The sequence below is a fragment of the Martinezella sp. CNPSo 3957 genome, assembly GCF_057784395.1.
Map to the genome: position 1 here is coordinate 353,454 of NZ_JBXSOU010000003.1, position 24,147 is coordinate 377,600.

The 24,147-nt window shown below is 60.3% G+C and carries 21 protein-coding genes; 6 read left to right on the top strand and 15 right to left on the bottom strand.

Annotation, left to right across the window (positions count from 1 at the left end):
• Positions 1-3 precede the first annotated feature (3 nt).
• The 3 genes from AC13QE_RS10160 (at position 4) to AC13QE_RS10170 (ending at position 1,439) form a co-directional block, all read left to right on the top strand.
• Positions 4-891, top strand: coding sequence for a uracil-DNA glycosylase (locus AC13QE_RS10160; protein WP_488483537.1), 888 nt, complete (start codon positions 4-6; stop codon positions 889-891).
• Between the two features lie 140 nt (positions 892-1,031).
• A complete protein-coding gene (locus AC13QE_RS10165) occupies positions 1,032-1,223 on the top strand; it encodes a hypothetical protein (RefSeq protein WP_488483538.1) in 192 nt (63 codons plus the stop codon).
• Positions 1,224-1,283: 60 nt separating this feature from the next.
• On the top strand, positions 1,284-1,439 hold the full coding sequence (locus AC13QE_RS10170; protein WP_488483539.1) for a hypothetical protein: 156 nt from the start codon (positions 1,284-1,286) through the stop codon (positions 1,437-1,439).
• A gap of 9 nt (positions 1,440-1,448) precedes the next feature.
• Here the strand turns inward: AC13QE_RS10170 and AC13QE_RS10175 are convergent, their stop codons facing one another.
• Entirely contained in the window at positions 1,449-2,306 is an 858-nt protein-coding gene (locus AC13QE_RS10175) for a hypothetical protein (protein WP_488483540.1), read from the bottom strand.
• A 470-nt stretch (positions 2,307-2,776) separates the two neighbouring features.
• On the opposite strand from AC13QE_RS10175, the gene pepN reads away from it, so the two are divergent.
• Together pepN and AC13QE_RS10185 are read left to right on the top strand one after the other, a co-directional pair.
• Positions 2,777-5,425, top strand: a complete 2,649-nt coding sequence (gene pepN, locus AC13QE_RS10180) for an aminopeptidase N (protein WP_488483541.1) — start codon at positions 2,777-2,779, stop codon at positions 5,423-5,425.
• Positions 5,426-5,654: 229 nt separating this feature from the next.
• Positions 5,655-7,970 (top strand): PAS domain-containing sensor histidine kinase, encoded by a 2,316-nt coding sequence (locus AC13QE_RS10185; RefSeq protein WP_488483542.1) that lies wholly within the window; start codon positions 5,655-5,657, stop codon positions 7,968-7,970.
• Here the strand turns inward: AC13QE_RS10185 and AC13QE_RS10190 are convergent, their stop codons facing one another.
• The 13 genes from AC13QE_RS10190 to AC13QE_RS10250 all read right to left on the bottom strand — a co-directional run bounded on the left by AC13QE_RS10190 (position 7,971) and on the right by AC13QE_RS10250 (position 23,086).
• Positions 7,971-10,931, bottom strand: coding sequence for a bifunctional [glutamine synthetase] adenylyltransferase/[glutamine synthetase]-adenylyl-L-tyrosine phosphorylase (locus AC13QE_RS10190; RefSeq protein WP_488483543.1), 2,961 nt, complete (start codon positions 10,929-10,931; stop codon positions 7,971-7,973).
• A 152-nt stretch (positions 10,932-11,083) separates the two neighbouring features.
• A complete protein-coding gene (locus AC13QE_RS10195) occupies positions 11,084-12,499 on the bottom strand; it encodes a sensor histidine kinase (RefSeq protein WP_488483544.1) in 1,416 nt (471 codons plus the stop codon).
• Positions 12,496-13,254 (bottom strand): response regulator transcription factor, encoded by a 759-nt coding sequence (locus AC13QE_RS10200; protein WP_488483545.1) that lies wholly within the window; start codon positions 13,252-13,254, stop codon positions 12,496-12,498. Before AC13QE_RS10200 ends, AC13QE_RS10195 begins: the two co-directional genes overlap by 4 nt.
• 103 nt (positions 13,255-13,357) lie before the next feature.
• Entirely contained in the window at positions 13,358-14,911 is a 1,554-nt protein-coding gene (locus AC13QE_RS10205) for a Do family serine endopeptidase (protein WP_488483546.1), read from the bottom strand.
• A 168-nt stretch (positions 14,912-15,079) separates the two neighbouring features.
• Positions 15,080-15,586, bottom strand: a complete 507-nt coding sequence (locus tag AC13QE_RS10210; protein ID WP_488483547.1) for a cytochrome c-type biogenesis protein — start codon at positions 15,584-15,586, stop codon at positions 15,080-15,082.
• On the bottom strand, positions 15,583-17,571 hold the full coding sequence (locus AC13QE_RS10215; RefSeq protein ID WP_488483548.1) for a heme lyase CcmF/NrfE family subunit: 1,989 nt from the start codon (positions 17,569-17,571) through the stop codon (positions 15,583-15,585). Before AC13QE_RS10215 ends, AC13QE_RS10210 begins: the two co-directional genes overlap by 4 nt.
• Positions 17,568-18,017 (bottom strand): cytochrome c maturation protein CcmE, encoded by a 450-nt coding sequence (ccmE, locus tag AC13QE_RS10220; protein WP_132716150.1) that lies wholly within the window; start codon positions 18,015-18,017, stop codon positions 17,568-17,570. The genes AC13QE_RS10215 and ccmE overlap by 4 nt, the downstream gene beginning before the upstream one ends.
• Entirely contained in the window at positions 18,014-19,156 is a 1,143-nt protein-coding gene (gene ccmI / locus AC13QE_RS10225; protein ID WP_488483549.1) for a c-type cytochrome biogenesis protein CcmI, read from the bottom strand. The genes ccmE and ccmI overlap by 4 nt, the downstream gene beginning before the upstream one ends.
• A gap of 95 nt (positions 19,157-19,251) precedes the next feature.
• Complete coding sequence (locus tag AC13QE_RS10230) at positions 19,252-19,683, bottom strand: RT0821/Lpp0805 family surface protein (RefSeq protein WP_488483550.1); 432 nt, start codon at positions 19,681-19,683, stop codon at positions 19,252-19,254.
• Between the two features lie 91 nt (positions 19,684-19,774).
• Positions 19,775-21,172: an ATP-binding protein gene (locus tag AC13QE_RS10235; RefSeq protein ID WP_488483551.1), complete on the bottom strand. Its 1,398-nt coding sequence runs from the start codon at positions 21,170-21,172 to the stop codon at positions 19,775-19,777.
• Entirely contained in the window at positions 21,162-21,833 is a 672-nt protein-coding gene (locus tag AC13QE_RS10240; protein WP_015339225.1) for a response regulator transcription factor, read from the bottom strand. The genes AC13QE_RS10235 and AC13QE_RS10240 overlap by 11 nt, the downstream gene beginning before the upstream one ends.
• Positions 21,834-21,956: 123 nt before the next feature.
• Complete coding sequence (locus tag AC13QE_RS10245; RefSeq protein WP_015339224.1) at positions 21,957-22,211, bottom strand: hypothetical protein; 255 nt, start codon at positions 22,209-22,211, stop codon at positions 21,957-21,959.
• 566 nt (positions 22,212-22,777) lie between these two features.
• Positions 22,778-23,086 carry a Dabb family protein gene (locus AC13QE_RS10250; protein ID WP_488483552.1) on the bottom strand — a complete coding sequence of 103 codons (309 nt, stop codon included), beginning with the start codon at positions 23,084-23,086 and terminating at the stop codon, positions 22,778-22,780.
• 126 nt (positions 23,087-23,212) lie between these two features.
• On the opposite strand from AC13QE_RS10250, the gene AC13QE_RS10255 reads away from it, so the two are divergent.
• Positions 23,213-23,572 carry an MmcQ/YjbR family DNA-binding protein gene (locus AC13QE_RS10255; RefSeq protein WP_488483553.1) on the top strand — a complete coding sequence of 120 codons (360 nt, stop codon included), beginning with the start codon at positions 23,213-23,215 and terminating at the stop codon, positions 23,570-23,572.
• Here AC13QE_RS10255 and AC13QE_RS10260 read toward each other — a convergent pair.
• Positions 23,550-24,038: a YcgN family cysteine cluster protein gene (locus tag AC13QE_RS10260; protein WP_488483554.1), complete on the bottom strand. Its 489-nt coding sequence runs from the start codon at positions 24,036-24,038 to the stop codon at positions 23,550-23,552. The genes AC13QE_RS10255 and AC13QE_RS10260 overlap by 23 nt on opposite strands.
• Positions 24,039-24,147: the final 109 nt, after the last annotated feature.

Below are 24,147 nucleotides of genomic sequence, written 5' to 3' on the forward strand. Positions count from 1 at the left end.
CGCATGATTTCCGCCAGCGACCTCACACCGGCCGAGCTTACCGCCCTTCTGCATTTCCATGCGGATGCCGGAGTCGACTGGCTGCTGGAAGATCAGCCGGTCGATCGGTTTGCCGAATTCGAGGCCATGCGCGCGGCGAGACAAGGCGCGCGGGCAGCGCAGCCTCGGCCTGAAGCTACAGCACCTGCCGCGCGGCCCCAAACCGAGCGACGCCCGGCAGCCAAGCCGGCGGCATCTCCAGCAGCAGCGCCGCCGCGTGCGACGCCCGCCATTCCTGACGAGCAAGCTGTAGAGCAGGCCCGCTTCGCCGCCGAAAGCGCGCGGTCACTCAGCGAGTTGAAAACTGCACTCGAAGCCTTCAACGGCTGCAATCTCAAGAACAGCGCACGCTCGACGATCTTTGCCAGCGGCACGCCGGAGGGCCGCATCATGGTAATCGGGCCGATGCCGAGTGCCGACGACGATCGTGAGGGGGCGCCGTTTGCCGGCCGCGCGGGACAGTTGCTCGACAGAATGCTTGCCGCGATCGGCCTGAAGCGCGATGAGATCCTGCTGACCAACGTCATTCCGTGGCGGCCGCCGGGCAACCGAGCCCCTTCCCCACCCGAAATCGAGATATGCCGTCCGTTCATAGAAAGGCAGATTGCGCTGGCCGAGCCCAAGGCAGTGCTTCTGCTGGGCAATTTCACCGCTCGGCACTTTTTCGGAAGTACTGAAACCATCCATGGATTGCGTGGAGAGTGGCGGGAAATAAGCGTTCTCGGTCGAGTAATACCGGCCATCGCCAGCCTTCATCCCCAGGAATTACTGACCGCACCGGTCAATAAGCGGCTGGCCTGGAGCGATCTTCTTACCTTCAAGAATTATATCGCCGCTGAAATATTAGGCTGATTCTCCCAATTACTAACGAAACATGATCATAGTCATGCATTTTTCGCATGGCAGTCTTCTTTTGTTGTGCATTGCGGAATCAATGTTGCATTGCAATATATACTGGTGTCTTGGGAGGAATCTCGAAAGGAACCAAGGCCATGACTGCACGTTTTCGTCCCATCCACTGCGGGTTTGATACCCTGCGCCGCGCGCTGGAGCCTGTGCGCGCATCAAATGGACATCGCAACCTCGGCATCGCTGCCAATGAGCAAATGACCGCGCGAGGCACCGGGCTGTCGGCTCGTGTGAGCCGCCCGACGACGATCTTCGCCGATTTCCGCACCTGCTGACCGACAGGCGCGACTAGGCCAGTAATTCAGCAAAAAAGTTCAAGTATCAGGAACGACACCATGTCTTCGGGTTTGCGTCCATTCATCGCCCTGTTCGATTCCGTCGGCCATATCGGCGCGGCGGTTCGCGCCGCCGAAGAATTCGAGCGCGCGCGCAACGTCAGCAAAGACGGCACCTCTCACGCACGAAGTGCGGCAGCCAGCATCCCACTTTAAGGATCGGGATCAGCCTCGGAAGGTTGATTGCGCCCAGGCAAAAGCCTCATCGACCGCCGCCAATTTTATGGCCTGCCAGCCGCAATATTGATCGAGAAAATTGCGCGAGATCCACATCTGGGTCTTCTTGGATTCATACCAGCCGACATCGCCGCGATCTGCCGACTTGCGCAGGATACGTTGCAGATGCGTTCGCGATATCATGAAATGGGTCGCCAAAGCGCGCGCATCGACGTGACCGATATCGATCCGATCACCCACCTGCCCCTCGAGCTCGAGCCTCGACATGATGTAATCGACGACCAGACCTCCCGATTCCGTCCAAAGAAACAGACCGACACTTTCCGACGGCTCACGCCAAAGATCGGCTCCTAAGCATGTGCGTGCCATGCGCGGCTGCGCCAGGTCCAGAAGCATCGGTGAGGCGACCAGCGCAGCAGCACGGCTACCATCGTCAATCAGATCGAGCGCCGCCAAATTGGCGAGATACCAGCCGAACATCGCCGAATAGGCAGTTTCAGTCGGCACGTAACGCCGCGGGCGGCGAGCCGGACCAGGAGCCAATTCCAGAAAGCGATAGGTCAACAACTCCTCGATAAAACTCAAGACCGTATTGCGGCTGGCAATGCGATAATGAGTGATGAGGTCACGCAGGGCGACGACAGTCAGCCCGGAGCGGGGACGATCTGGATCATGTTCAAGATGGAGCGCATAGGCGGATTGGCTTAGCAGCCAGCGCTGATGTGAGGCGAGCATACGCGCAATCCTCGGACCGTTGTCGTAACGGTTACGCAATGTCTCGGAGAGAAAGCGCAAGGACGCTACGAACTTGGGATGGCGAGCAAGTTGCTCGATGGGAAAACTCAATCGGGCCTCCCTGGGCGCCCTTCTTAAAAAGCAGCAGAAAGTTGATGTTTCATTTTTATGAACAAACTTGCCGGAATCGATCATAATTCCGATATCTAATAGCATGCTATAGTTATGCAAGCCTGCCAATATCACAAGAGGTTAAACGATAATTTACTTTAAATTATCGTTTCCTTACCGTAACGGTCAACATTTGATGGTAATGCAACCATGATGTTTAACCTAAACATTATGTTAGCAATTCTACTGTTGACCTGCAAATGCAGCTTCAGATTTTCTGTTTTTCGTTCGAATAGCTGAAACGGGAACAGCACAGCGGGCAAATACTTACCGTGCCATAACAAAACAAATTGATGTTGCGATATGACTTTAACTTTGGTTCAGATTTCGATGTAATGATGCGGCCACTTTCGGTTCGAAGGACAGCTTCGGACCGTGCCCGCCAAAGCATAGCCTGATCAGGATAGACCATGCGCACAGACACCGGCCAGATCATCAATCTGGCAGACTATCGTCCCACCGACTTCGTTCTGGAGCGCGTGGATCTCACCTTCGATCTCCATCCGACAGAAACGAAGGTAGAGGCGCGGCTGATCTTCCATCGGCGCGAGGGTGTCGATGCGAATGCGCCGCTCGTGCTTGATGGCGACGAGTTGGTTCTCTCCGGCCTGCTGCTCGATCAGAGCGAACTTCCGGCGGAGCAATATGATGCGACGCCAGAAAGCCTGACCGTCCGCAACCTGCCGGAAAGCGCACCTTTCGAACTGACGATCACGACCGTCATCAATCCGGAAGCCAACACCCAGCTGATGGGCCTTTACCGCACCGGCGGCATCTATTGCACGCAGTGCGAAGCCGAGGGCTTTCGCCGCATCACCTATTTCCCCGACAGGCCGGATGTGCTCGCCCCTTATACGGTCAATATCATCGCCGACAAGGAAGCAAACCCGCTGCTGCTGTCGAACGGCAATTTCCTCGGTGGCGCCGGCTATGGCGAAGGCAAGCATTTTGCTGCCTGGTTCGATCCGCATCCGAAGCCGAGCTATCTCTTTGCGCTCGTTGCCGGCGATCTTGGTGTCGTCGAGGACACGTTCACGACGTTATCCGGCCGTCAGGTGGCGCTGAAGATCTATGTTGAACACGGCAAGGAACCGCGCGCGACTTATGCCATGGATGCGCTGAAGCGTTCGATGAAGTGGGACGAAGAGCGGTTCGGCCGCGAATACGATCTCGACATCTTCATGATCGTCGCCGTGTCGGACTTCAATATGGGAGCGATGGAAAACAAAGGCCTCAACGTCTTCAACGACAAATATGTTTTGGCCGATCCCGAGACGGCAACTGACGCCGACTACGCCAATATCGAAGCCATCATCGCGCATGAATACTTCCACAACTGGACCGGCAATCGCATCACCTGCCGCGACTGGTTCCAGCTCTGCCTCAAGGAAGGCCTGACCGTCTATCGCGATCACGAATTTTCCGCCGACCAGCGCTCGCGTCCCGTCAAGCGGATTGCCGAAGTCCGCCATCTGAAATCGGAACAGTTTCCGGAAGACAGTGGCCCGCTTGCCCATCCCGTGCGGCCGACGACATACCGTGAAATCAACAACTTCTATACGACGACCGTCTATGAGAAGGGCAGCGAGGTCACCCGCATGATCGCGACGCTGCTTGGCCGCGATCTGTTCAAGAAAGGCATGGATCTCTATTTCGATCGGCACGACGGACAGGCGGTGACGATCGAAGATTTCGTCAGGTGTTTCGAGGATGTCAGCGGCCGCGATCTCAAGCAGTTTTCGCTGTGGTACCATCAGGCCGGTACGCCGCTTGTCACCGCATCGGGCGCTTATGATGCCAATGCCAAGACATTCACTCTGTCGCTCGAACAGATGGTGCCGGCAACGCCGGGCCAGACCATCAAAAAGCCGATGCACATTCCGCTCCGCCTGGGCTTGCTCGCCGAAGACGGCAGTCTCATCACGCCGGTATCCGTGACCGGAGCAGAGCTGACCGACGACGTGCTGCACCTGACAAAGAAGGCGCAAACGGCGACGTTCCACGGCGTTCCCTCCCGGCCGGTCCTCTCGCTCAATCGCAGCTTCTCGACGCCGATCAATCTGCAGTTCAGCCAGACCACTGAGGATCTCGCATTGATCGCCCGCTATGAGGCCGATCATTTCGCCCGCTGGCAGGCGCTGATCGATCTTGGCCTGCCCAACCTCTTGCAGGCGGCGCGAGATGCCCGCCAGGGTGCCGACATAACATGCGGCTCGGCCTTCACCGACGCCTTGCTGGCGGCTGCAACCGACGAAAGTCTGGAGCCGGCTTTCCGCGCCCAGGCGCTCGCCTTGCCGAGTGAATCCGACATTGCCCGCGAACTCGGCGGCAACAATGATCCTGATGCCATCCATGCAGCGCGCCAGACGATCATCAAGCGCATCGCCGAGGCCGGTAAGGACGCCTTCACCGCGCTTTACGATGGGATGCAGACGCCGGAGCCGTTCAGCCCCGACGCGGCAAGCGCCGGCTGCCGCGCCTTGCGCAATGCGGCACTGGGCTATCTGTCGCAGCTGGATGAAACGCCGGCGAGGGCGAAGGCCGCCTTTGATGCGGCAAACAACATGACCGATCTCAGCGCCGCGCTGACCATTCTCGCCCAGCGCTTCCCCGACACAGCGGAGACGGCGGCAGCGCTTGCGCATTTCCGTGACCGCTTCGCCGACAATGCGCTCGTCATCGACAAATGGTTCGCCATTCAGGCGGCAATCCCGGGCGCCGGGGCGCTGGAGCGCATCCGGCTGCTTATGGAAACGCCGCTCTTCAAACGGACCAACCCCAATCGCGTCCGCTCGCTTATCGGCACTTTTGTCTTTGCGAATCCCACGGGTTTCGGCCGGGCGGACGGCGCCGGATACAATTTCCTCGCCGACGAAATCCTCGAGATCGATCAGCGCAATCCGCAGCTTGCGGCCCGCATCCTGACCTCGATGCGCTCGTGGCGGTTGCTCGAACCCGTGCGCGCCGATCATGCCCGCTCGGCGCTGATGCGGATCGAGCGCGCGGCCGGTCTTTCGACCGACGTGCGTGACATCGTCGAACGTATCCTCAAGGAGTGATTTCGATCACCCGGCGCACTGATTTCAAAGGCTGATTTGCATCGGCCTTTTCAGCTTCAACGAGTCCCAAGCGCGTGCAACTTACCGCTGCGTGTGTAAAATATGCTGAAATCGCAGATGGTTAAGAAAGTTTTACCGCACCCTCTGGACAAGCCGAATCACGAATGATTCATTAAGGCAGATTCGGGCGAGCGGCGCAGCGAATCACACGAGGGACAAGGCTAAAGCGATGGTGGACGTGCGGCGGGCAACCGCGGCCGATGGACGGCTGCGTGTTAATTTCGACGGCCTGAAATCCTGGCATAGCGGCGTTACTGATCGAACCGGAGTGCGGATGGAGACGATTTCGCGTCGTTTTCCGCAGACGGAACATATTCTCAAGCGCATCATCCCCGTCCTCATCGTTTCCTTCCTGATGGTCGTTGCCGCCTCGCATTTCTTCGGCATGATCACGGAACATAGCCGCATGGCGGCTTCGGCCCGCCGAACGACCTCGCTTTCCATCGCAGCAGCAGCAGCCGCCTTTTCGAACGATCCCAGCCTGTTTCAAGCTGGCGACCGTCGTAGCGCGGAGCGAAAACTCGCCTCCTACCTGCCGCAGGATCGGCTGGACAGCGGCGCCTTCGTCCTGCTCGTGCAGTCGAGCGGCCGTGTATTCGGCTCGTCGGCCGCCGGCTCCGGCTATATCGGCATGCTGGTCTCCGATTTCTTTCCCGAAGTAACGGCCATCCGCAGTTTCGGCGATCATGCCGGCGTGATCGAAACCATGATCGGCGGTGAGCCCTATTATGCCGCCATTTCTCTGATCGGCGACAAAGGCGATTTCATTCTGTCGGCCGCATCGATGGATGAGATCGAAAAGCTCTGGCGCGACGAGCTGACCCTGAACGTCACGCTCTTTGCCGGCATCTCCTCCATCCTGCTCGTCATTCTCTATGCCTATTACACGCAGGTAAAGCGCGCCCGGGATGCGGATGAAATCTTTCTCGAATCCAACCTGCGGGTCGAAACGGCACTGTCGCGCGGCCGCTGCGGCCTCTGGGATTTCGATTTTACCAGTCGCCAGTTCTTCTGGTCGCGGTCGATGTACGACATGCTCGGGTTGCCGGTCGCCGACAAGCCGCTGGCCTTCACGGACGCGGCCCGGCTGATGCATCCGGACGACAACAGCCTGCATATGCTCGCCCGCACCGTCACCCGCGGCAATGCCGGCCAAGTGGACCAAATCCTGCGCATCCGCCATGCCAAGGGACATTATGTCTGGATGCGCGCCCGCGCCCAGGTGATCCGGACCAATTCCGGCCGCGTCCACATGATCGGCATCGCCATGGACGTGACTGAGCAGCATCGGCTGGCGCAGCGCTATGCAGAGGCCGATCAGCGCCTGGCCGACGCCATCGAGTGCACTTCCGAAGCCTTCGTGCTGTGGGACAAAAACGATCGCCTGGTCATGTGCAACGCCCATTTCCAGCAGGCATACGGTCTGCCGGACAACGTGCTCGTGCCGGGTACCGAGCGCGCCGTCGTCAATGCCGCTGCCGCACGGCCGGTCATCGAGCGCCGTATCGTCGATCCCGGCCGCTCCAATCACTCGCAGACGACGGAAGTGCAGCTTGCCGACGAGCGCTGGCTGCAGATCAACGAGCGGCGCACCCGCGACGGCGGCCTCGTCTCGGTCGGTACCGATATTACCCAACTCAAGCGCAATCAGGAGCGGCTTCGCGAATCGGAACGCCGGCTGATGGCGACCATCAACGACCTCTCGGCATCGCGGCGGATTCTGGAAAAGCAGAAGGCGGAGCTTTCGACTGCCAACACCAATTATCTTGCGGAGAAGGAACGCGCCGAAGCCGCCAACAAGGCGAAATCGGAGTTCCTGGCCAACATGTCGCATGAGCTGCGCACGCCGCTCAACGCCATTCTCGGCTTCTCGGAAATCCTGCAGGATCAGATGTTTGGTCCGCTCGGCTCGGCCCGCTACAATGAATATGCCAAGGACATTCACGACAGCGGCAAGCATCTGCTTAACGTCATCAACGACATCCTCGATATGTCGAAGATCGAAGCGGGGCATATGAAACTCAGCTGCGAGCGGATCAATCTCGCGCCGCTCATCGAGGAATGCCTGCGTTTTACCCGCATTCCGGCAGCGCAGAAGAACATTCTCGTCGAACAGCGCATCTCTTCCGACATCAAGCTGAGCGCTGACCGTCGGGCGATGAAGCAAATTGTGCTCAACCTGCTATCCAACGCGGTGAAATTCACCAACGACGGCGGCCGCATCTCGGTTCGCACGCGCAGGATCGGGGATGCCGTCATGCTCGTCATCGCCGATACAGGCATCGGCATTCCGAAATCGGCGATGAGCAAGATCGGCCAGCCCTTCGAACAGGTGCAGAGCCAATATGCGAAGAGCAAGGGAGGCTCCGGCCTCGGACTCGCCATTTCGCGCTCACTGACCGCTTTGCATCACGGCCGCATGCGCATCCGCTCCCGCGAGGGCATCGGCACCGTGATCGCGATCCGCATCACGGATCAGAGCTGATCAGCTTCCCACCGTCGCCTGGAATACTTTCCGCACCGCTTTCGACAGGCGCTTCAGCTCGGCTTCCAGCGTGCGGAGATCCGGGCAATCGCCGGCGCGGCAGACCAGTTCGATCAGGCCGGAAGGCGTGTTTTTCGGATCGAACGTACCGTCGATGCAAAGCCGGATAAGCTGCGATACTTCCGTGTAGAGCTGCAGAGCCTCCAGACAGACGTCGAGATCGTTGCGGTCCATCAGGCTGCCGCCCAGCAATTTCAACGCCTCGGCCGTGCTAAGGCCGTTTGCATCGATGCCGACGCCACGTGCAGGCGCGATCAGGCGCAGATATTGCGCGATGAATTCGATATCGATCAGCCCGCCAGGGATAAGCTTCAGATCCCAAATGCTCTCCGGCGGCTTTTCCTGTTCGATCAGGGTGCGCATCTCGCGAACATCTCTAGCGATCTTGGCGACATCTCTCTTGATCGAGAGAACCTCGCCGATGACGCGCTCCGCATCGTTCACCAATGCCTCGTCGCCGCAGATCAACCGCGCCCGCGAAAGCGCCATATGTTCCCAGGTCCAAGCCTCCTCGCGCTGGTACTTTTCGAAAGAGTTAATGCGCGTTGCGACCGGCCCCTTGTTGCCGGAGGGACGCAAACGCATGTCCACCTCGTAGAGTACGCCCTCGGCCGTCGGCGCCGAAAGGGCTGCGATTAGGCGCTGCGTGATGCGGGTGAAATAGCGTGTGGCATCGAGCGGCTTCGGACCATCGGATTCGCCGACCGTGTCGTCGTAATCGTAAAGCAGGATGATATCGATGTCGGAACCGGCCGAGAGCTCGAAACTGCCGAGCTTGCCCATTCCGACGACAGCGACGCGGCCTCCGGGATATTCGCCATGCGCCGCCCGGATTTCCTTCATGACGGCATCCAGAGCCGCCTCGACGATCAGATCGGCGAGGTAGGTAAAGGCGCGGGCCGCCATCGTTCCGCCAATTGCGCCCGTCAGCAGGCGAATGCCGATCAGGAAGCGCTGTTCGGACGCAAAGATGCGCAGCAGATCGAGCGTCTCTTCGTAATGCCTCGCCGGGGCCAGGAAGCTTTTCAGGCGTTCGGCGAGATAATCGCGCGTCGGCAGTTCGGCCATGAGCCGTGGGTCAAGCATGCCGTCGAAGACATGCGGCTTGGCCGCGATGATTTCGGCAAGCCTAGGTGCCGACGACATGATGTTGACGATGAGCGAGAGAAGCGCCGGATTGGTTCCGAGCAACGAGAAGAGCTGGATGCCTGCCGGCAGGCCGGAAATGAAGCTGTCAAAGCGCAGCAAAGCCTTGTCGGCACGCTTGCTTTCGCCAAAGACGCGCAACAGCTCCGGCGTCAGCTCCGTCAGCCGCTCGCGCGCTTCGACCGATTGCGTGGCGCGATACCGGCCGTAGTGCCAGGTGCGGATGACATTGGCGATGTCGGACGGTCGCTCGAAGCCGAGGCGCCGCAGCGTCTCCAGCGTATCCGGATCGTCGCCCTGGCCGGTGAAAACGAGGTTGCCGGTTTCGCTCGACAGCTTCGTTTCCTGTTCGAAGAGGCGCGCATAGCGGCGCTCAACCGTCTTCAATGTCGTCACCAGTGCTTCGGAGAAAGCCGACACATCGGCATAGCCCATCATATAGGCGATGCGCCTCAGCTCGGCATCGGTTTCCGGCAGGAGATGCGTCTGCTCGTCCCGCACCATCTGGATACGATGCTCGACATCACGCAGAAACCAGTACGCCGATGTCAGCTCGTCGCGGGTTTCCGCGTCAATCCACTTTGCCTCGGTCAATTCGACAAGCGTCCGCTCCGTCGATCGGCTGCGCAAGGCCGGCATTCTCCCGCCGGCGATCAGCTGCTGGGTCTGCACGAAGAACTCGATCTCGCGAATGCCGCCGCGGCCGAGCTTGACGTTATGACCTTTGACCGCGATCGCACCATGTCCCTTATGCGCGTGGATCTGCCGCTTGATGGAGTGGATGTCTGATATCGCGGCATAATCCAGATATTTACGAAAGACGAAGGGCACGAGATCGCGGATGAAGGCCTGACCGGCGGCGATATCGCCACCGACGGGCCGCGCCTTGATGAAGGCGGCGCGTTCCCAGTTCTGCCCCCTGCCCTCATAATAGATCATGGCTGCCTCGACCGGGATCGCCAGCGGCGTCGAGCCGGGATCGGGGCGCAGACGAAGATCGGTGCGGAAGACATAGCCATCCGCCGTGCGCTCCTGCAGGATCCGCACCAGCCGCCGCATCAGCCGTGGAAAAATGTCGATGGCATCGTCGGGATCGGGAACGATGCCCGCGGTCTCATCGAAGAAGACGACCAGATCGATATCGGAGGAATAGTTAAGTTCTTCTGCTCCGAGCTTACCCATGCCGAGCACGATTAGGCCGGAATTTTCGCTCGGAGTGGCGGGATCGGGAACCGTGATCTTGCCGGCCTCATGCGACGACAGCAGCAGATGGTCGATGGCCGCTGAAATAGAGGCCTCGGCGAGCCGGCTCAGCCAACGGGTGGTCTGCTTGCCATCATAAATGCGAGCGAGATCGGCGAGTGCGATGAGAAAGGCAGCGCGGCGCTTGGCGATGCGCAGGCGGCTCATCACCTCGGATTCGGAAGGCGAAACTCCCCCGTCCTCCCCCGGCAGCCAGGCTTGCCGGGCTTCCCCAACCAATGCTTCGATCTGCGGCGACAGCGGCTTCTCGATGGCGGCGACCAGAAGAGACGGTTCGAGATTGGCGGTTTCCCGCAGATGAGGAGAGAGAGTGAGGGCAGCGACGACAAAATCCCGCAACGCGCTTTCGCCCCCAAGCAGATCGGCAATGACGGGCTCGCCTCCGGCGATCTGCTTGAGATCCGCCAGTACAGACTTCGTCTCCGTCTGGCTCAACGCCCGCAGCCGCCCGGCCGAAACCTCCCGCAGCAAATCGCTTTGCGTCGTCGTCATGCAGTTCTCCCCAACAGCAAGCGGATAGAGCATTATGCCGAAAAGTGTCAGGGGTTTTCGGACAGCATCATGCTCAACTTCTTTGACGCTGGAGCGGTTCAGATCTTACGTCGTTTCGACCTAAGATCATCCGGCTCTAGTTGAGGATTAACCTATTGTTTCTGCATGGGGAAGATCATAGTGACCGTTAATCCCTTGGCGTCTGCATTTTCGGGATCGGTATCGGAAAGCTCCAGCCGGCCGCCATGCAGCTCCATTACGGCTTCCACCAGCGCCAGGCCAAGGCCGGTTCCCGGCTTGGAGCGGCTTTCGTCCAGCCGAAAGAAACGCTTGACCACATCGGCACGCTGATGGGCGGGAATGCCTGGCCCATGATCGGCAACGGCGAGCGTCACCGCGTCACTCGTGCGCGCCAGCTTGAAAGTAATCGCCGGTTTTCCGTTGCAGCCCGACGCGTATTTAAGGGCATTGTCGATGAGATTGAACAACGCCTGGCCGATCAGCTCGCGGTTTCCTTGCACCTCGACTTCCGGCTCTATCTCGGCCGTGAGCGCCAGACCCGCCTCTTCCGCCACCGGCTCGTAAAGTTCCGCCGTATCGGCAACGATGGAGGAAAGATCGACCGCAGTCATTTCTGCGGCCACGGAACCCGCCTCGACGCGGGAAATCATCAAAAGCGCATTGAAGGTGCGGATCAGCTGATCGGATTCGCCGATGATGCCCTCAAGCGCTGTGCGGCGGCCTTCGCTATCGGCATTGTCGAGCGCATCGGCCGCCTTGTTGCGCAGGCGCGTCAACGGGGTCTTGAGGTCGTGGGCGATATTGTCGGAGACCTGCCGCAGCCCTTCGTTCAGCTTTTCGATGCGCTCGAGCATGGCATTCAGCGAGGCGGACATCCGGTCGAACTCGTCGCCGGAACCGCCGACCGGCAGGCGCTGCGAGAGATCGCCCGCCATGATCTTGCGGCCAGCATCCGTCATCCGATCAATGCGCTTCAGCGCGTTTCGGCCGATACCGAACCAGATGACCAGCGCGCCGAGCCCCATAATCGCCAGTGCCAGCATCAGTGCCTGGCGTACCAGCACGCGGAAGCGCTCCGGCTCGCCGAGGTCGCGGCCGATGAGGATGCGCAAGCCATTGTCGAGAATGAAGATATTGGCAATTGCCAGATGACGGCGCTCCGGATCGTTGGAGGCGTCAGTGTAGCGCTCGTAGGAGAAGGGCAGCTCCGTCCAGCCGGCCTGGCCGAGCACGCCTGGCTGTACGGAAGCGACGTTACCGGCCAGGATGTCGCCGGAAGGACCGGCAATGACATAGAGATTGGCGCCCGGCTGGCGCGCGCGGCGCTCCATGGTGCGCAGAAGCAGGTTCAGGCCGCCGATGTCATAGGCACGCTTGACCTGGCTGACCTCCTGCTGAACGGCATCGCGGATCTGCCCGGTCAACAGCCGTTCGGACATGGCAGTGACGTAGAAGACCAGCGTCGCGGCGCAAAGCGAAAAAAGAAGGATGTAGAGGGCGGAAAGGCGAACTGCTGTGGACTTGAAGAGGACGCGGAAGCGACTCATCCCTCGTCCTTGATCATGTATCCAGCGCCGCGAATGGTCTTCAGCAGCGGCTGGCTGAAATCCTTCTCGATCTTGGAGCGCAGGCGCGAAACGTGGACGTCGATGACGTTCGTCTGCGGGTCGAAATGATAATCCCAGACATTCTCGAGCAGCATGGTGCGGGTGACGACCTGGCCGGCATTCTTCATCAGATATTCCAGGAGACGGAATTCGCGCGGCTGCAGCAGGATTTCCTTGCCGCCACGGCGCACCTCATGCGAGAGGCGGTCCAGTTCCAGATCTCCGACGCGATAGAGAACGTCCTGCTCCGGCGTTCCCTTGCGGCGGCCGAGTACTTCGACACGGGCAAGAAGCTCGCTGAAGGCATAGGGTTTCGGCAGGTAGTCGTCGCCGCCGGCACGCAAGCCGGTGACACGATCATCGACCTGGCCGAGCGCGGAAAGGATCAGAACAGGCGTATGCACGCCCTTGCGGCGCAATTCGCTGATGACCGACAGCCCGTCCCGACGCGGAAGCATGCGATCGATGATGGCGACATCATAGGTGTTCTCGGTGGCCATGAAGAGACCGCTCTCGCCGTCGCTCGCGTGATCGGCAACGATGCCGGCCTCGCGAAACGCCTTGGTAAGGTAAGCCGCCGCTTCAAGATCGTCTTCGATGATCAGAATCTTCATGTGAGCGACATTACCTGCCGACGTTGCCTCGGCACAACCAGAATCGGGAGAACTCACGGCATGTTGGCTAGCGGTTGTCATCTTTCACCTGCCTTGGAACCAGTCATTTGGCATATTCTAAAGGGAAAGCCGCACAAGCCGTGGCCTGCGCGGCTTTCCCAATGCATTTCATCCGTCTGAAGGATCAACCGGCGTTGATCGGCAAAGCAACGAAGCGGCTGCCGTCACCGGACTGAATCTGGAAGAGGGCGCGGGTGCGACCGTCCTTCTTCGCCTGCTCGATGATCTTGGCAATATCGCTGGCGTTGGAGACCTGCTGGTTGTTGACCGACGTGATCTTCTCGCCTTCCTTCACGCCCTTATCGGCAGCATCGGAGTCGGGATCGACAGCCGTGATCGCTACGCCCTTGCCATCATCGGAAGGGCCGACGGTAAGGCCAAGGTCAGCCAGCGCCTTCTCGGAGGACGGCTGCTGCGGCTGGCTCGGCTGCGAGTCGTCATTGGAGGCCTGGTTCTGATCGGCCGGAAGCGTGCCGAGCTCGACCGTGACCGACTGCGACTTGCCAGCGCGCCAGATGGAAACCTCGACCTTGGAGCCCGGCTGTATGGCGCCGATGCGGCGAGCGAGATCGCGCGGATCCTTGACCGGGTCGCCATTCACGGCGGTGACGACGTCTCCGTTCTTGATGCCGGCCTTCTGGCCCGGCGAACCATCCTGCGGAGAAACCACGAGGGCACCGCTCGCCTCGGACAGACCGAGAGATTCGGCGATATCCTTGGTGACGGGCTGGATCTGGACGCCGAGCCAACCGCGCGAAACCGTGCCGGTCTTGATCAGGTCAGCGACGACATCCTTGGCCGTGGTTGCCGGGATCGCGAAGGCGATGCCAACGCTGCCGCCCGACTGCGAGAAAATGGCGGTATTGATGCCGACCACCTGGCCGTTGAGGTTGAAGGTCGGGCCACCGGAATTGCCCTTGTTCACCGGTGCGTCGATCTGAATGTAATCGTCATAGGGGCCGGAATGGATATCGCGGCCCCGGGCCGAAACGATACCCGCGGTCACGGTGCCGCCGAGGCCGAACGGGTTACCGACGGCAACGACCCAGTCGCCGACGCGGACCTTGGAGTCATCGGCCCAGCCCACATAGGTGAACTTCTTGCCTTTGGGGTCGACTTTCAGGACAGCGAGATCGGTACGGCTATCCTTGCCGACGAGCTTGGCGTCGAGTTCGGTGCCGTCGTTGAGGACGACGACGAAAGCTGCACCATCGGAAACGACGTGGTTGTTGGTGACGATATAGCCATCTTCCGAAACGAAGAAGCCGGACCCTTGAGCGACCGGGCGCAGGTGGCCCTTGTCGTCGGAATTCTTCTGCTGGTTCTGGCCGTGCTGCTGGCCGCGGCCCTGCTGCTGCTCGAACTGGCGGAAGAACTTCTTCAGCGGGTGATCGTCCGGAAGGTCATCGAAGCCGCGGCCGAGACCGAAAGAATCGTCCTCGTCGGCAACCGGATTGACACGGGACTCGACGCGAACCGACACGACGGCCGGCGAAACGGCATCCACCACATTGGCAAAGCTCGGAACCTGCGGCGCCTGAACATTGACGGCATCGGCATAGGCACCGGTGACAACGGCCGGAACACCCGTTGCCAGAGCAGCGACAGCGAGGCCTGCGACGACGGAAGCCTTCATAGCCGTGCTGCGAGACAAAGTGTCCTTGATATTCCTGAACATATGCGAATTACCTTCTCGTTTCTCGTCAGATTTGCGCCGGGTGGAACCGGCTACGGTGCGTCGTAATGAAGATATAGGGCACGGCACCTTACAACGAACTGTCCGCCCCATGAAAAATTCGTAATGTAAGGTATCGATGCAACGTTATGACGAAAGACGACGGCCGCGTCACTTGCCGAGGATATCTTTCAACTGCGCCTCTTCATCGGCGTTCAGAGAGCTGCCGGCGGGCTTGCCCGCGCGGCGGCGCGCGTAAACGGCAAGAGCCAATGCGCCCGCTACGAAGAGCGCGATCGGCGCACCCCAGAGAATGTATGTCTTTTCGCTCAGGCGCGGCTTGAGCAGCACGAACTCGCCATAGCGGGAGACGATGTAATCGAGCACCTGCTGATCGGTGTCGCCATCGGTCAGGCGCTTGCGCACCAGCAAGCGCAGGTCCCGCGCGAGATCGGCATTGGAATCATCGATGGATTGATTCTGGCAGACCATGCAGCGCAGTTCGGCCGAGATCGTCCGCGCCCGCGCTTCCAAAGCCGGATCGGGCAGAACTTCATCCGGGTTGACCGCAAAGGCATTCATTGGCGCCAGAAGTGCAACAAGGCAAAGAACTAGCCGTATTGCGCCGCAAAGACTGCGGATTCCGGCAAAGCGCGATGTCTGCCGACGGCCGGTCATTCGGCCGGCTCCAGGGTCGGACGAACGGGTTTTGCCTTCCGGCTCGGGGCGCCGACGCGCAGACGTCGGTCGCTGAGCGACACGAAACCGCCGATCGCCATGATGAGCGCGCCAAGCCAGATGCAGAGAATGAACGGCTTCCACCAGATGCGCACGACCATGCCGCCATCCTTGCTGGCATCGCCGACCGATACATAGAGTTGGTTGAGACCTAGCGTGAGAATGCCGGATTCGGTGGTCGCCGTGCGGCTTGCAGTGAAGACGCGCTTGGCGGACGACATTTCTGCAAAGGCAACCCCGCCACGGCTGACCGTGAAGTGGGCGCGATCCTCGGTGAAATTGGGGCCAACGCCGGGCTGCACGCCGTCAAAGCGCAGGCTGTAGCCGCCGAGCTCGGCTGTCTCGCCCGGCTTCATGCTGGTGATGTGTTCCGCCTCGAAGGTCGTCACCGCGACAATGCCAAGCACGCTGATGCCGAGACCTGCATGGGCAAGTGCCGTGCCGAAAGCCGAGCGCGGCAACCCGCTCAGGCGACGCCAGGCGACACCCGCCGCCACCTTACCGACGCCGGCGCGATACCAGAGGTCGGCCAAGGCGCCGAAGACCAGGAAGAAGCCGGCGGCGAGGCCGAGAGCGGCAAGCACCGGCCCACCATGCTCGACATAGAACAGAACAAGGCCGGCCAGGAAGGCCAGGCCCGCAATGACATAGAGCCTCTGCAGCGCGCCGAGCAGATCGCCGCGCTTCCAGGCGAGCAGCGGGCCGAACGGCACGGCAATGAGGATCGGGGTCATCAATAGCCCGAAGGTCATGTTGAAGAAGGGCGGCCCGACGGAAATCTTGTCGCCGGTCAGCGTTTCGAGCGCCAGCGGATAGAGCGTGCCGGTCAAAACCGTGCCGCAGGCGACCGTAAGGATCAGGTTGTTCAGCACCAGCGCACCCTCGCGCGAGATCGGCGCGAACAGTCCGCCGGCGGCAAGCTTCGGTGCTCGCAGCGCGAAAAGCGAAAGGGCGCCGCCGATGAAGATCAGAAGAATGCAGAGGATGAAGATGCCGCGGGTCGGATCGCTGGCGAAGGAATGGACGGATGTCAGCACGCCCGAGCGGACGAGGAAGGTACCGAGCAGCGACAGCGAAAACGTCAGGATTGCCAGCAGCACCGTCCAAATCTTGAGGGCATCGCGCTTTTCCATGACAACAGCTGAATGCAGCAGGGCCGTGCCGGCAAGCCAGGGCATGAAGGACGCGTTTTCCACCGGATCCCAGAACCACCAGCCGCCCCAACCGAGCTCGTAATAGGCCCAATAGGAACCCATGGCGATGCCGAGCGTCAGGAAGCTCCAGGCAGCCAGCGTCCAGGGGCGGACCCAACGCGCCCAGGCGGCGTCGATACGCCCTTCCAAAAGTGCGGCGACGGCGAAGGAAAAGCAGACGGAGAAGCCGACATAGCCGAGATAGAGCAGCGGCGGATGGATCGCGAGGCCAATATCCTGGAGGACGGGATTGAGATCCTTGCCCTCCGCCGGCGCCGGGTTGAGCCGAATGAAGGGATTGGAGGTGAGCAGAATGAAGACCAGGAAGGCCGAGGAGATCCACGACTGCACGGCCAGCACGTTGGCGCGCAGCACGTCGGGCAGATTGCGCCCGAACAGTGCGACGAACGCACTGAACAGCGCCAGGATCAGCAGCCAGAGCATCATCGATCCCTCGTGATTGCCCCAGACGCCGGAGATCTTGAAGACCAGCGGCATCAGCGAATGGGAGTTGGCCCAGACATTGAGGACGGAGAAATCAGAGGCGACATAGGCATAGGTCAGCACGCCGAAAGAAAAGGCGACCAGCAGGAACATGACGATCGCGCCGACCGGGGCGATATCCATCATGGACACGTCGCCGCGCCGGGCGCCGATCACGGGAAGGATGGAGACGATGAGCGCGGTGGCGAGCGCCAGCACGAGGGCATAATGTCCAAGCTCGATGATCATCGGGTGGCCTCCTCGCCCTTCCAGACGCCATCGGCCTTCAGCTTATCGGCGACCTGCTTCGGCATATAGCGCTCATCATGCTTGGCGAGCACGCTGTCGGCAACAAAAACGTCGCTGCCCGGCTCGAACCTGCCTTCGGTCACCACACCCTGCCCTTCGCGGAACAGGTCTGGCAGAATGCCGTCGTACTTGACCTTGATCGTGTCGGTGCCGTCCGTGACGGAGAACTGCACTTGCGTACCCTGACCACGCACGATCGATCCCTCGCCGACAAGGCCGCCGAGGCGGATCAGCGTCCCGGCATTGACCGGCGTCTTCGCAAGATCCGCCGGCATATAGAAGTAGGCGACCGACTGGCTGAAGGCGAACAGCACGAGCAGCACGGCGGCGGCGATGAAACCCATGCCGCCGGCGATCACAGCCAGACGTTTCTGCTTGCGGGTCATTGCTGCGTCACCTCCGTCGGCAATCCCAATTCTTTCGCCAGTGCCAGAAGCTGCTGGCCCTCCCCGCCATCGGCCGGAAAGGCCGCGAGACCTCGCTTCAACGCATCCGCTGCACGCTCCCGATCATTCAGCACCGCATAGGAGCGGATCAGCCGCATCCAGCCTTCGAAATTCTTGGGATCTTGCTTGAGCTTGGCATCGAGACTATCGACCATGCCACGGATCATCTGCTGGCGGTCGCCGCTGCTCAGCGCATTGGCCGCAGCGACGTCCTCCGCCGTCGGATTGCCAGGGGCCTTGTCGTTCGCCGATACCGTCGGCTGGCCGCCATTCTTGACGATGTGCTGATCAACGACCGCAAGCCAGGGCGCGTCAGGCGGCGATTGTTTCGCGAGTGCCTCGAAGGCCGTTTTCGCATCGGCTGCCTTGCCCTCCTGCTCCAGCGCGAGCGCCAGATAGAAAAGCGTGCGCGGATTGGCGGCATCGAGCGCTAGGGATTGCTGCAGCACGCCCCGCGCCTCCGCCGTTACTATGCCATTGGCCTTGACGACCAGCACCTCGCCCAGATCGCCAAGCCGGGCCGCATTCGGCCCCAACAGACGGATGACATTGCGATAGGCAAGCTCCGCATCGCCGACACGGTTGGTCTTGAAATAGATGGGTGCCAGGACTTCCCAGCCCTTGGCGTCATCCGGGTTCTTGGCCAGATGCTGCTCGATCTTGACGATCGAGATGGCGAGATCGTTTCCTGGCTTCTCCAGCCGCGCTTCCAGCGGCTGCGCCGGCAGGCCGGGATCGCCATTGACAAGATAAAGACAGAGACCAACGGCCGGAAGAAGGACGATGATGAAGGCCTGAGCAAGACGATAGCTGCCACGCGCCGGCGATTTCGTTGCCGTCTTCTCGTCTTTGGCAGCAGCGATGAGGCGCCGTCCTATTTCGGCGCGGGCATAGCCTGCCTCCTGCGCGGAGATGAGGCCGCCGGCGAGATCGCGCTCCAGTTCACCAAGCTGATCGCGATAGACCTCAGCCTCGCCGGAACGACCGCCCTCCGCCTCCTTCGCACCACGCAGAAGAGGATAGAGCAGCACAGCGCCGACAACCGCCGTAAGAACGGCCACGAGAATCCAGAACAGCATAGACGCCCAATACTTTAACGGGGCGCTTATTCCAACCGGGAAAGGCCATCTGACGAAGATTTGAGGCGTTTGGCCGCGCCTTTCAGTGCAGACGCCTATTCAAGCGGCGTCCAGGTGCCGTCGTCATTGCGGCAGGCCGCGCCCCTTGCCGTCGTCGGCTTGCCGTCGACCGTGACGGTATGCGTATATTGCCGGCAATTCTGCGAGCCGACCTGATAGGGCGCGGCGGGAACGACCTCGCCACTCGCATTCCTGCCCTTCCATGCCACAGGCTGGCCGAGAGGCGAGGTCTCAAGCGCCCGATATTCGGCTTCCAGCGCGCGCTGCTTGTCGCTGTCGCTGAGCTTGACGCCGGTGCGCTCGACGATACCACCATCAAGGGCATTGATGAAGGTTGCGGAGGCTGGAGGCTTCGCGGATGAAAACAGACTCTTGCTGCCTCCCAGGCCGCCCGTCGTCGAGCAACCGGAAAGCGCAAGTGCGGTAAAAAGAGAGGGAACGACCAGGAAAAAGGTACGAAGCTTCATACAACCGAACCAGTATCAAAAAGCAAAACCAATAGGTACTGCGCTGCGGCATCATCATGACCCACAACGTCTTTTGGCATCATGCCGTTCCTCACGCAACATCCTTCATCAGGCCCGGCAAAATTAGGCTCGCCCGAAGCCCGCCCCAGCTCCCCCGGGAGAGTTCGAAACGGCCTTGATATTCGTTGGTGATCTCGCTGACGATCGAAAGCCCAAGCCCCGTGCCGGGCTTGCTCTCGTCCAGTCTGCGCCCGCGCTTCAGGGCTTCGCGGATCTGATCCGGCTCCAGCCCGGGACCGTCGTCCTCAACCACCAGTTCCACCCAGTGGCGCCGCGCCGGATCGATGCCCCTGATCTCGGCCGGCGCCTCGTTTGCAACCAGACGCACCTTGTGTTCGGCAAAGCGGGCGGCATTTTCGAGGAGATTGCCGACCGTCTCCTCGAGATCCTGTTGCTCCATAGCGAGCGCCAGATTGGGCGAGACGGAGAGTTCGAATTCCTTGTCGGCGTTCAGCCGCCGCATGACGCGGACAAGACGCTCCAGCGCCGGCTCGGCCTCGGTGCGTGCCAGCACGGATTCGCGCTGGGCGGCGATGCGGGCACGATTGAGATAGGATTGCACCTGCCCCTGCATGGCTTCTGCCTGGTTCTTCACCAAATCGCCATGTGAGCGCTCCAAGACGCGGGATTCGTTGAGCAGCACCGCAATCGGCGTTTTCAGCGAGTGCGCGAGATTGCCGACCTGCATGCGGGCGCGCTCGACGATACGCCGGTTGCTCTCGATCAGCGCGTTGATCTCATTGGCAAGCGGCAGGATCTCACGCGGGAAATCGCCCTGCAGGCGTTCGCTTTCACCGGCGCGGATGCGCTCCAGCGCGGCGCGCGCTTTATCGAGCGGTTTCAGGCCGTAGAGAATGGCGAGTGCATTGACGATCAAGCTTCCGACGCCGAAGCCGACGAGTGCGAAGTAGAGGCTGTGGGAAAAATTGCGGACGTCGTCCTCGACCACGGCGACATTGCCTGTTACGCGAAAGCGTGCGGCGCGGCCGTCCGTGTCGAGCACGACTTCGGTTTCGGCTACCTGGACGCGGTTTCCGAAGGCATCGGTGACGATGTAATAGCGTTCGTAATTCTTGTCGAAGGGCGCTTCCAGCACGGAGAGAACAGGCAGGTTCGATGCGCCGAGCGACGGCGAGACCAGCGGCGTCGCCGTATAGGTGCCAAGCGGCTCGACCATCCAGTACCAGCCGGTCTTCGGCTGGGCAAAACGCAAATCACCGAGCTGCGGGCTGCCTGACAATGTGCCCTGGTCGCCGATCGTCACCGAGTTGATGACGTTATAGAGCTGCGCGCGCAACAGGTCCTGGAAACCGCGCTCGGCGCTCTTGCGATAGATATTCGAGATGACGAGGCCGATCACCACCAGCGCCACGGCCGACCAAAGCGTGGTCAGCAGCAGGACGCGAGCGGTGAGCGACTTAATTCGCATTGGTCGGAGCTTGGATTCTGTAACCAAGGCCGCGAACCGTTTCGATCAGGTCAACACCCATCTTCTTGCGCAGACGACCGACAAATACCTCGATCGTATTGGAATCCCGATCGAAATCCTGATCGTACATATGCTCGACCAGCTCGGTGCGTGAGACGACCTCTCCCTTATGATGCATGAGATAGGCAAGTAGGCGATATTCATGCGAGGTGAGCTTCAGCGGCTTGCCGTCGACAGTTGCCTTCGAGCTCTTGGTGTCGAGCCGCACCGGGCCGCAGACGATTTCCGAAGAGGCATGGCCGGCGGCGCGGCGGATGAGAGCGCGGATGCGGGCGAGCACTTCCTCGACATGGAAAGGCTTGGCGACGTAGTCGTCGGCGCCGGCGTCGATGCCTGCCACCTTGTCGCTCCAGCGATCACGTGCGGTCAAGAGGAGCACTGGTACGGTGCGCCCAGCGCCGCGCCATTTCTCAAGCACTGTGATGCCATCCATTTCAGGCAGGCCGATATCGAGGATGATCGCATCGTAAGGCTCTGTATCGCCGAGGAAATGCCCTTCCTCGCCATCAAAGGCCGTATCGACCACATAGCCTGCCTCCTTCAAGGCCTCGGCGAGCTGACGGTTCAAGTTGATATCGTCTTCGACTATGAGAATGCGCATCTCTAAATCCAATTTCCCCGGTTCGAGAAACAGTACCGCAAATCGTGGTGCAGTGGAATCACGGAAACAATAAGATTTCGTGTAAGATTCAAGGCTTTAGGTTGGCACCAAAACGCGCGGGGATCACATCGGCACCTTCATCGTCACCTTGCGCGGACGCTGGCCGTTGCCCTGCACGAGGACAGTGATGATGCAGCTATCGCCGGATGGTTGTACGGAGAGAAGCTGGCCGCCGGTCTTGGCGACGACCTCGTCAGCGGCCTCACTGCAATCGCTGTTGGCGCGCGCGACCAGGGTCGACGTCGGCGCTGGCGCCGGCAGAACAGACGAGCCAGCCAGAACGAGGGCCGCTGCTGCTATGCTTGAAAATGAGGCCATGCTTCGGACTTCCCACAGGGATATGAACTTGGCCGATTATTTACCCAAACACGTCTGAATGGCAAATGAATGGGCTGTAATTTTTCGGCCCGCCATGCGTGAGGGCCACCTGACTGATGCCATAACCATTTGAAATTATTGAATGCGAATCTGCCGTAGCGTGACAACGGCAACCGGCTGTCGTTCCGAAGCGTCGCATCCGTACAATCTATCGGCGATCTGCGTGACTCGATACGTATCCGCGTTCGCACGCACCACACGCCCTGAGCCGAAGGCTTAGCCATTTTTAATCATTCTTGCTTATCATCGGTTCATAGAGGCGGGATGAAACGTCGCCTTTCGTGGCCAATGCAACCGGCCTGCAAGCGTCTTATCGACATAAGGCGTGGCGATTTCCTTGAGTCCTTTGAATCGCTTGCCGCGATTTCTTCTCAAGTTGAATCCGGAGCTTCAAAAGTTGATTCAAGAACCTCAAGCCGACAATCCGATTGCCGACAATCCGATTCCGCTCGCGTGCTCAATCCGTTGAAAGGGCTGGCGGGAAATGGTTCTGCGGGGCCAGACGTTCAGAAAGGCTCACGGACGGCTGTCACCGTCTCATAGTCTGCCGCAATGCGCATTTCGCGCAGCGGACGAACGCGCTCGATGGAGCGCTGGTAATTCGGATGGGCCTTGTAAGCCGCCAATGCCGCCTCGTCGTCGAATTCGCCGTAGACCACCAGATCGACTTCGGTTCCGAGCTGATCGGTCTTGACGTTCGTGCCGATCTCCAAAAGCCGCGCATGCGGAATGGCCGTGAGGATCGAGAGGCCGGAACGGACATCCTCAAGCTTGGCGCGATCGGGAACGGTGAAGAAGACGATATGACGGATCACGCGGCGGCTCCTTGTGCATATGCGAGGGCATCGCGCGATACCATGCGTATGGGTGCAATTCAATAAACAGGCCCCTTCGCTTCCCGAACCGTTTCGTCGCAGGTCACGCAGGCGCCCATTTACGGCATGGCGGCGCGGCGTGTTATCATCGCGGCCATGACCGACGAGGACCTTATATCCCTTGCCCTTGGCCTGCCGGAGGCAAAAGAAAGCTCACACTTCGGAACCCGTGACTTTCGCGTGCGGGGCAAGATCTTCATGACACTTCGGGGGCCGGATTTCTGCGTCGTCAAGCTAACGCCGGATCAGCAGCAGATGGCTTCGACCATCATACCTGAGCATGTCGCCGCCGTGGCCGGCAGCTGGGGCCTGAAAGAGTGGACGCGACTTTTCCATCGCGATGCCGGAAGCGAGGACATCAGAAGGCTGGTGCGTCAGGCCTGGCGGAATACAGCGCCGAAATCTATGGCTTTGCCGGAGGATTAGGCATCATGTCGTCCTCGACGGTCAGCGGCCAGTCGACGACATAATCCTCGAAATCATCGAGAGCGACATCGTTTTCGCTGATGGTGCGCCCTTGAGCGGAGACACCCGCTATATGCACCGTTTCCGGATCGCCCGAGATCAGCGGATGCCACCAATAGAGATCGCGGCCCTCGTTGACGAGGCGGTAGGCGCAGGTGGGCGGCAGCCATTGCAGCTCCGGCACTTTCTCCGGCGTCAGTTGCACGCAATCCGGCACGAAATCCCAGCGGTTCGGATAGCTGGTGCAACGACAGCTTTCGCTATCCATCAGCTTGCAGCGGATCGAGGTGAAATAGACGTCGCCGCTATCCCACTCCTCGAGTTTGTTGAGACAACAGAGGCCACAGCCGTCGCAAAGGCTCTCCCATTCCGACGAAGTCATCTCCGCCAGGGTCTTGTTTTTCCAGAAGGGCACTTCGTCTGTCATCGTCATCGTCCTCGCCACCCGAGAGGAATTCGGGCTGCGGCATGCATGTCTCTTGTTCTTTTCTCTAAATCAACCAATTATTCAATTAGCCGTTCTATGAGATAATGGG

Bases quoted from the DNA above. Each gene is read 5' to 3' on its own strand.
- AC13QE_RS10160 (WP_488483537.1), top strand. From the start codon at position 4: ATGATTTCCGCCAGCGACCTCACACCGGCCGAGCTTACCGCCCTTCTG.
- AC13QE_RS10165 (WP_488483538.1), top strand. From the start codon at position 1,032: ATGACTGCACGTTTTCGTCCCATCCACTGCGGGTTTGATACCCTGCGC.
- AC13QE_RS10170 (WP_488483539.1), top strand. From the start codon at position 1,284: ATGTCTTCGGGTTTGCGTCCATTCATCGCCCTGTTCGATTCCGTCGGC.
- pepN (WP_488483541.1), top strand. From the start codon at position 2,777: ATGCGCACAGACACCGGCCAGATCATCAATCTGGCAGACTATCGTCCC.
- AC13QE_RS10185 (WP_488483542.1), top strand. From the start codon at position 5,655: ATGGTGGACGTGCGGCGGGCAACCGCGGCCGATGGACGGCTGCGTGTT.
- AC13QE_RS10190 (WP_488483543.1), bottom strand. From the start codon at position 10,931: ATGACGACGACGCAAAGCGATTTGCTGCGGGAGGTTTCGGCCGGGCGG.
- AC13QE_RS10195 (WP_488483544.1), bottom strand. From the start codon at position 12,499: ATGAGTCGCTTCCGCGTCCTCTTCAAGTCCACAGCAGTTCGCCTTTCC.
- AC13QE_RS10200 (WP_488483545.1), bottom strand. From the start codon at position 13,254: ATGACAACCGCTAGCCAACATGCCGTGAGTTCTCCCGATTCTGGTTGT.
- AC13QE_RS10205 (WP_488483546.1), bottom strand. From the start codon at position 14,911: ATGTTCAGGAATATCAAGGACACTTTGTCTCGCAGCACGGCTATGAAG.
- AC13QE_RS10210 (WP_488483547.1), bottom strand. From the start codon at position 15,586: ATGACCGGCCGTCGGCAGACATCGCGCTTTGCCGGAATCCGCAGTCTT.
- AC13QE_RS10215 (WP_488483548.1), bottom strand. From the start codon at position 17,571: ATGATCATCGAGCTTGGACATTATGCCCTCGTGCTGGCGCTCGCCACC.
- ccmE (WP_132716150.1), bottom strand. From the start codon at position 18,017: ATGACCCGCAAGCAGAAACGTCTGGCTGTGATCGCCGGCGGCATGGGT.
- ccmI (WP_488483549.1), bottom strand. From the start codon at position 19,156: ATGCTGTTCTGGATTCTCGTGGCCGTTCTTACGGCGGTTGTCGGCGCT.
- AC13QE_RS10230 (WP_488483550.1), bottom strand. From the start codon at position 19,683: ATGAAGCTTCGTACCTTTTTCCTGGTCGTTCCCTCTCTTTTTACCGCA.
- AC13QE_RS10235 (WP_488483551.1), bottom strand. From the start codon at position 21,172: ATGCGAATTAAGTCGCTCACCGCTCGCGTCCTGCTGCTGACCACGCTT.
- AC13QE_RS10240 (WP_015339225.1), bottom strand. From the start codon at position 21,833: ATGCGCATTCTCATAGTCGAAGACGATATCAACTTGAACCGTCAGCTC.
- AC13QE_RS10245 (WP_015339224.1), bottom strand. From the start codon at position 22,211: ATGGCCTCATTTTCAAGCATAGCAGCAGCGGCCCTCGTTCTGGCTGGC.
- AC13QE_RS10255 (WP_488483553.1), top strand. From the start codon at position 23,213: ATGGCGGCGCGGCGTGTTATCATCGCGGCCATGACCGACGAGGACCTT.
- AC13QE_RS10260 (WP_488483554.1), bottom strand. From the start codon at position 24,038: ATGACAGACGAAGTGCCCTTCTGGAAAAACAAGACCCTGGCGGAGATG.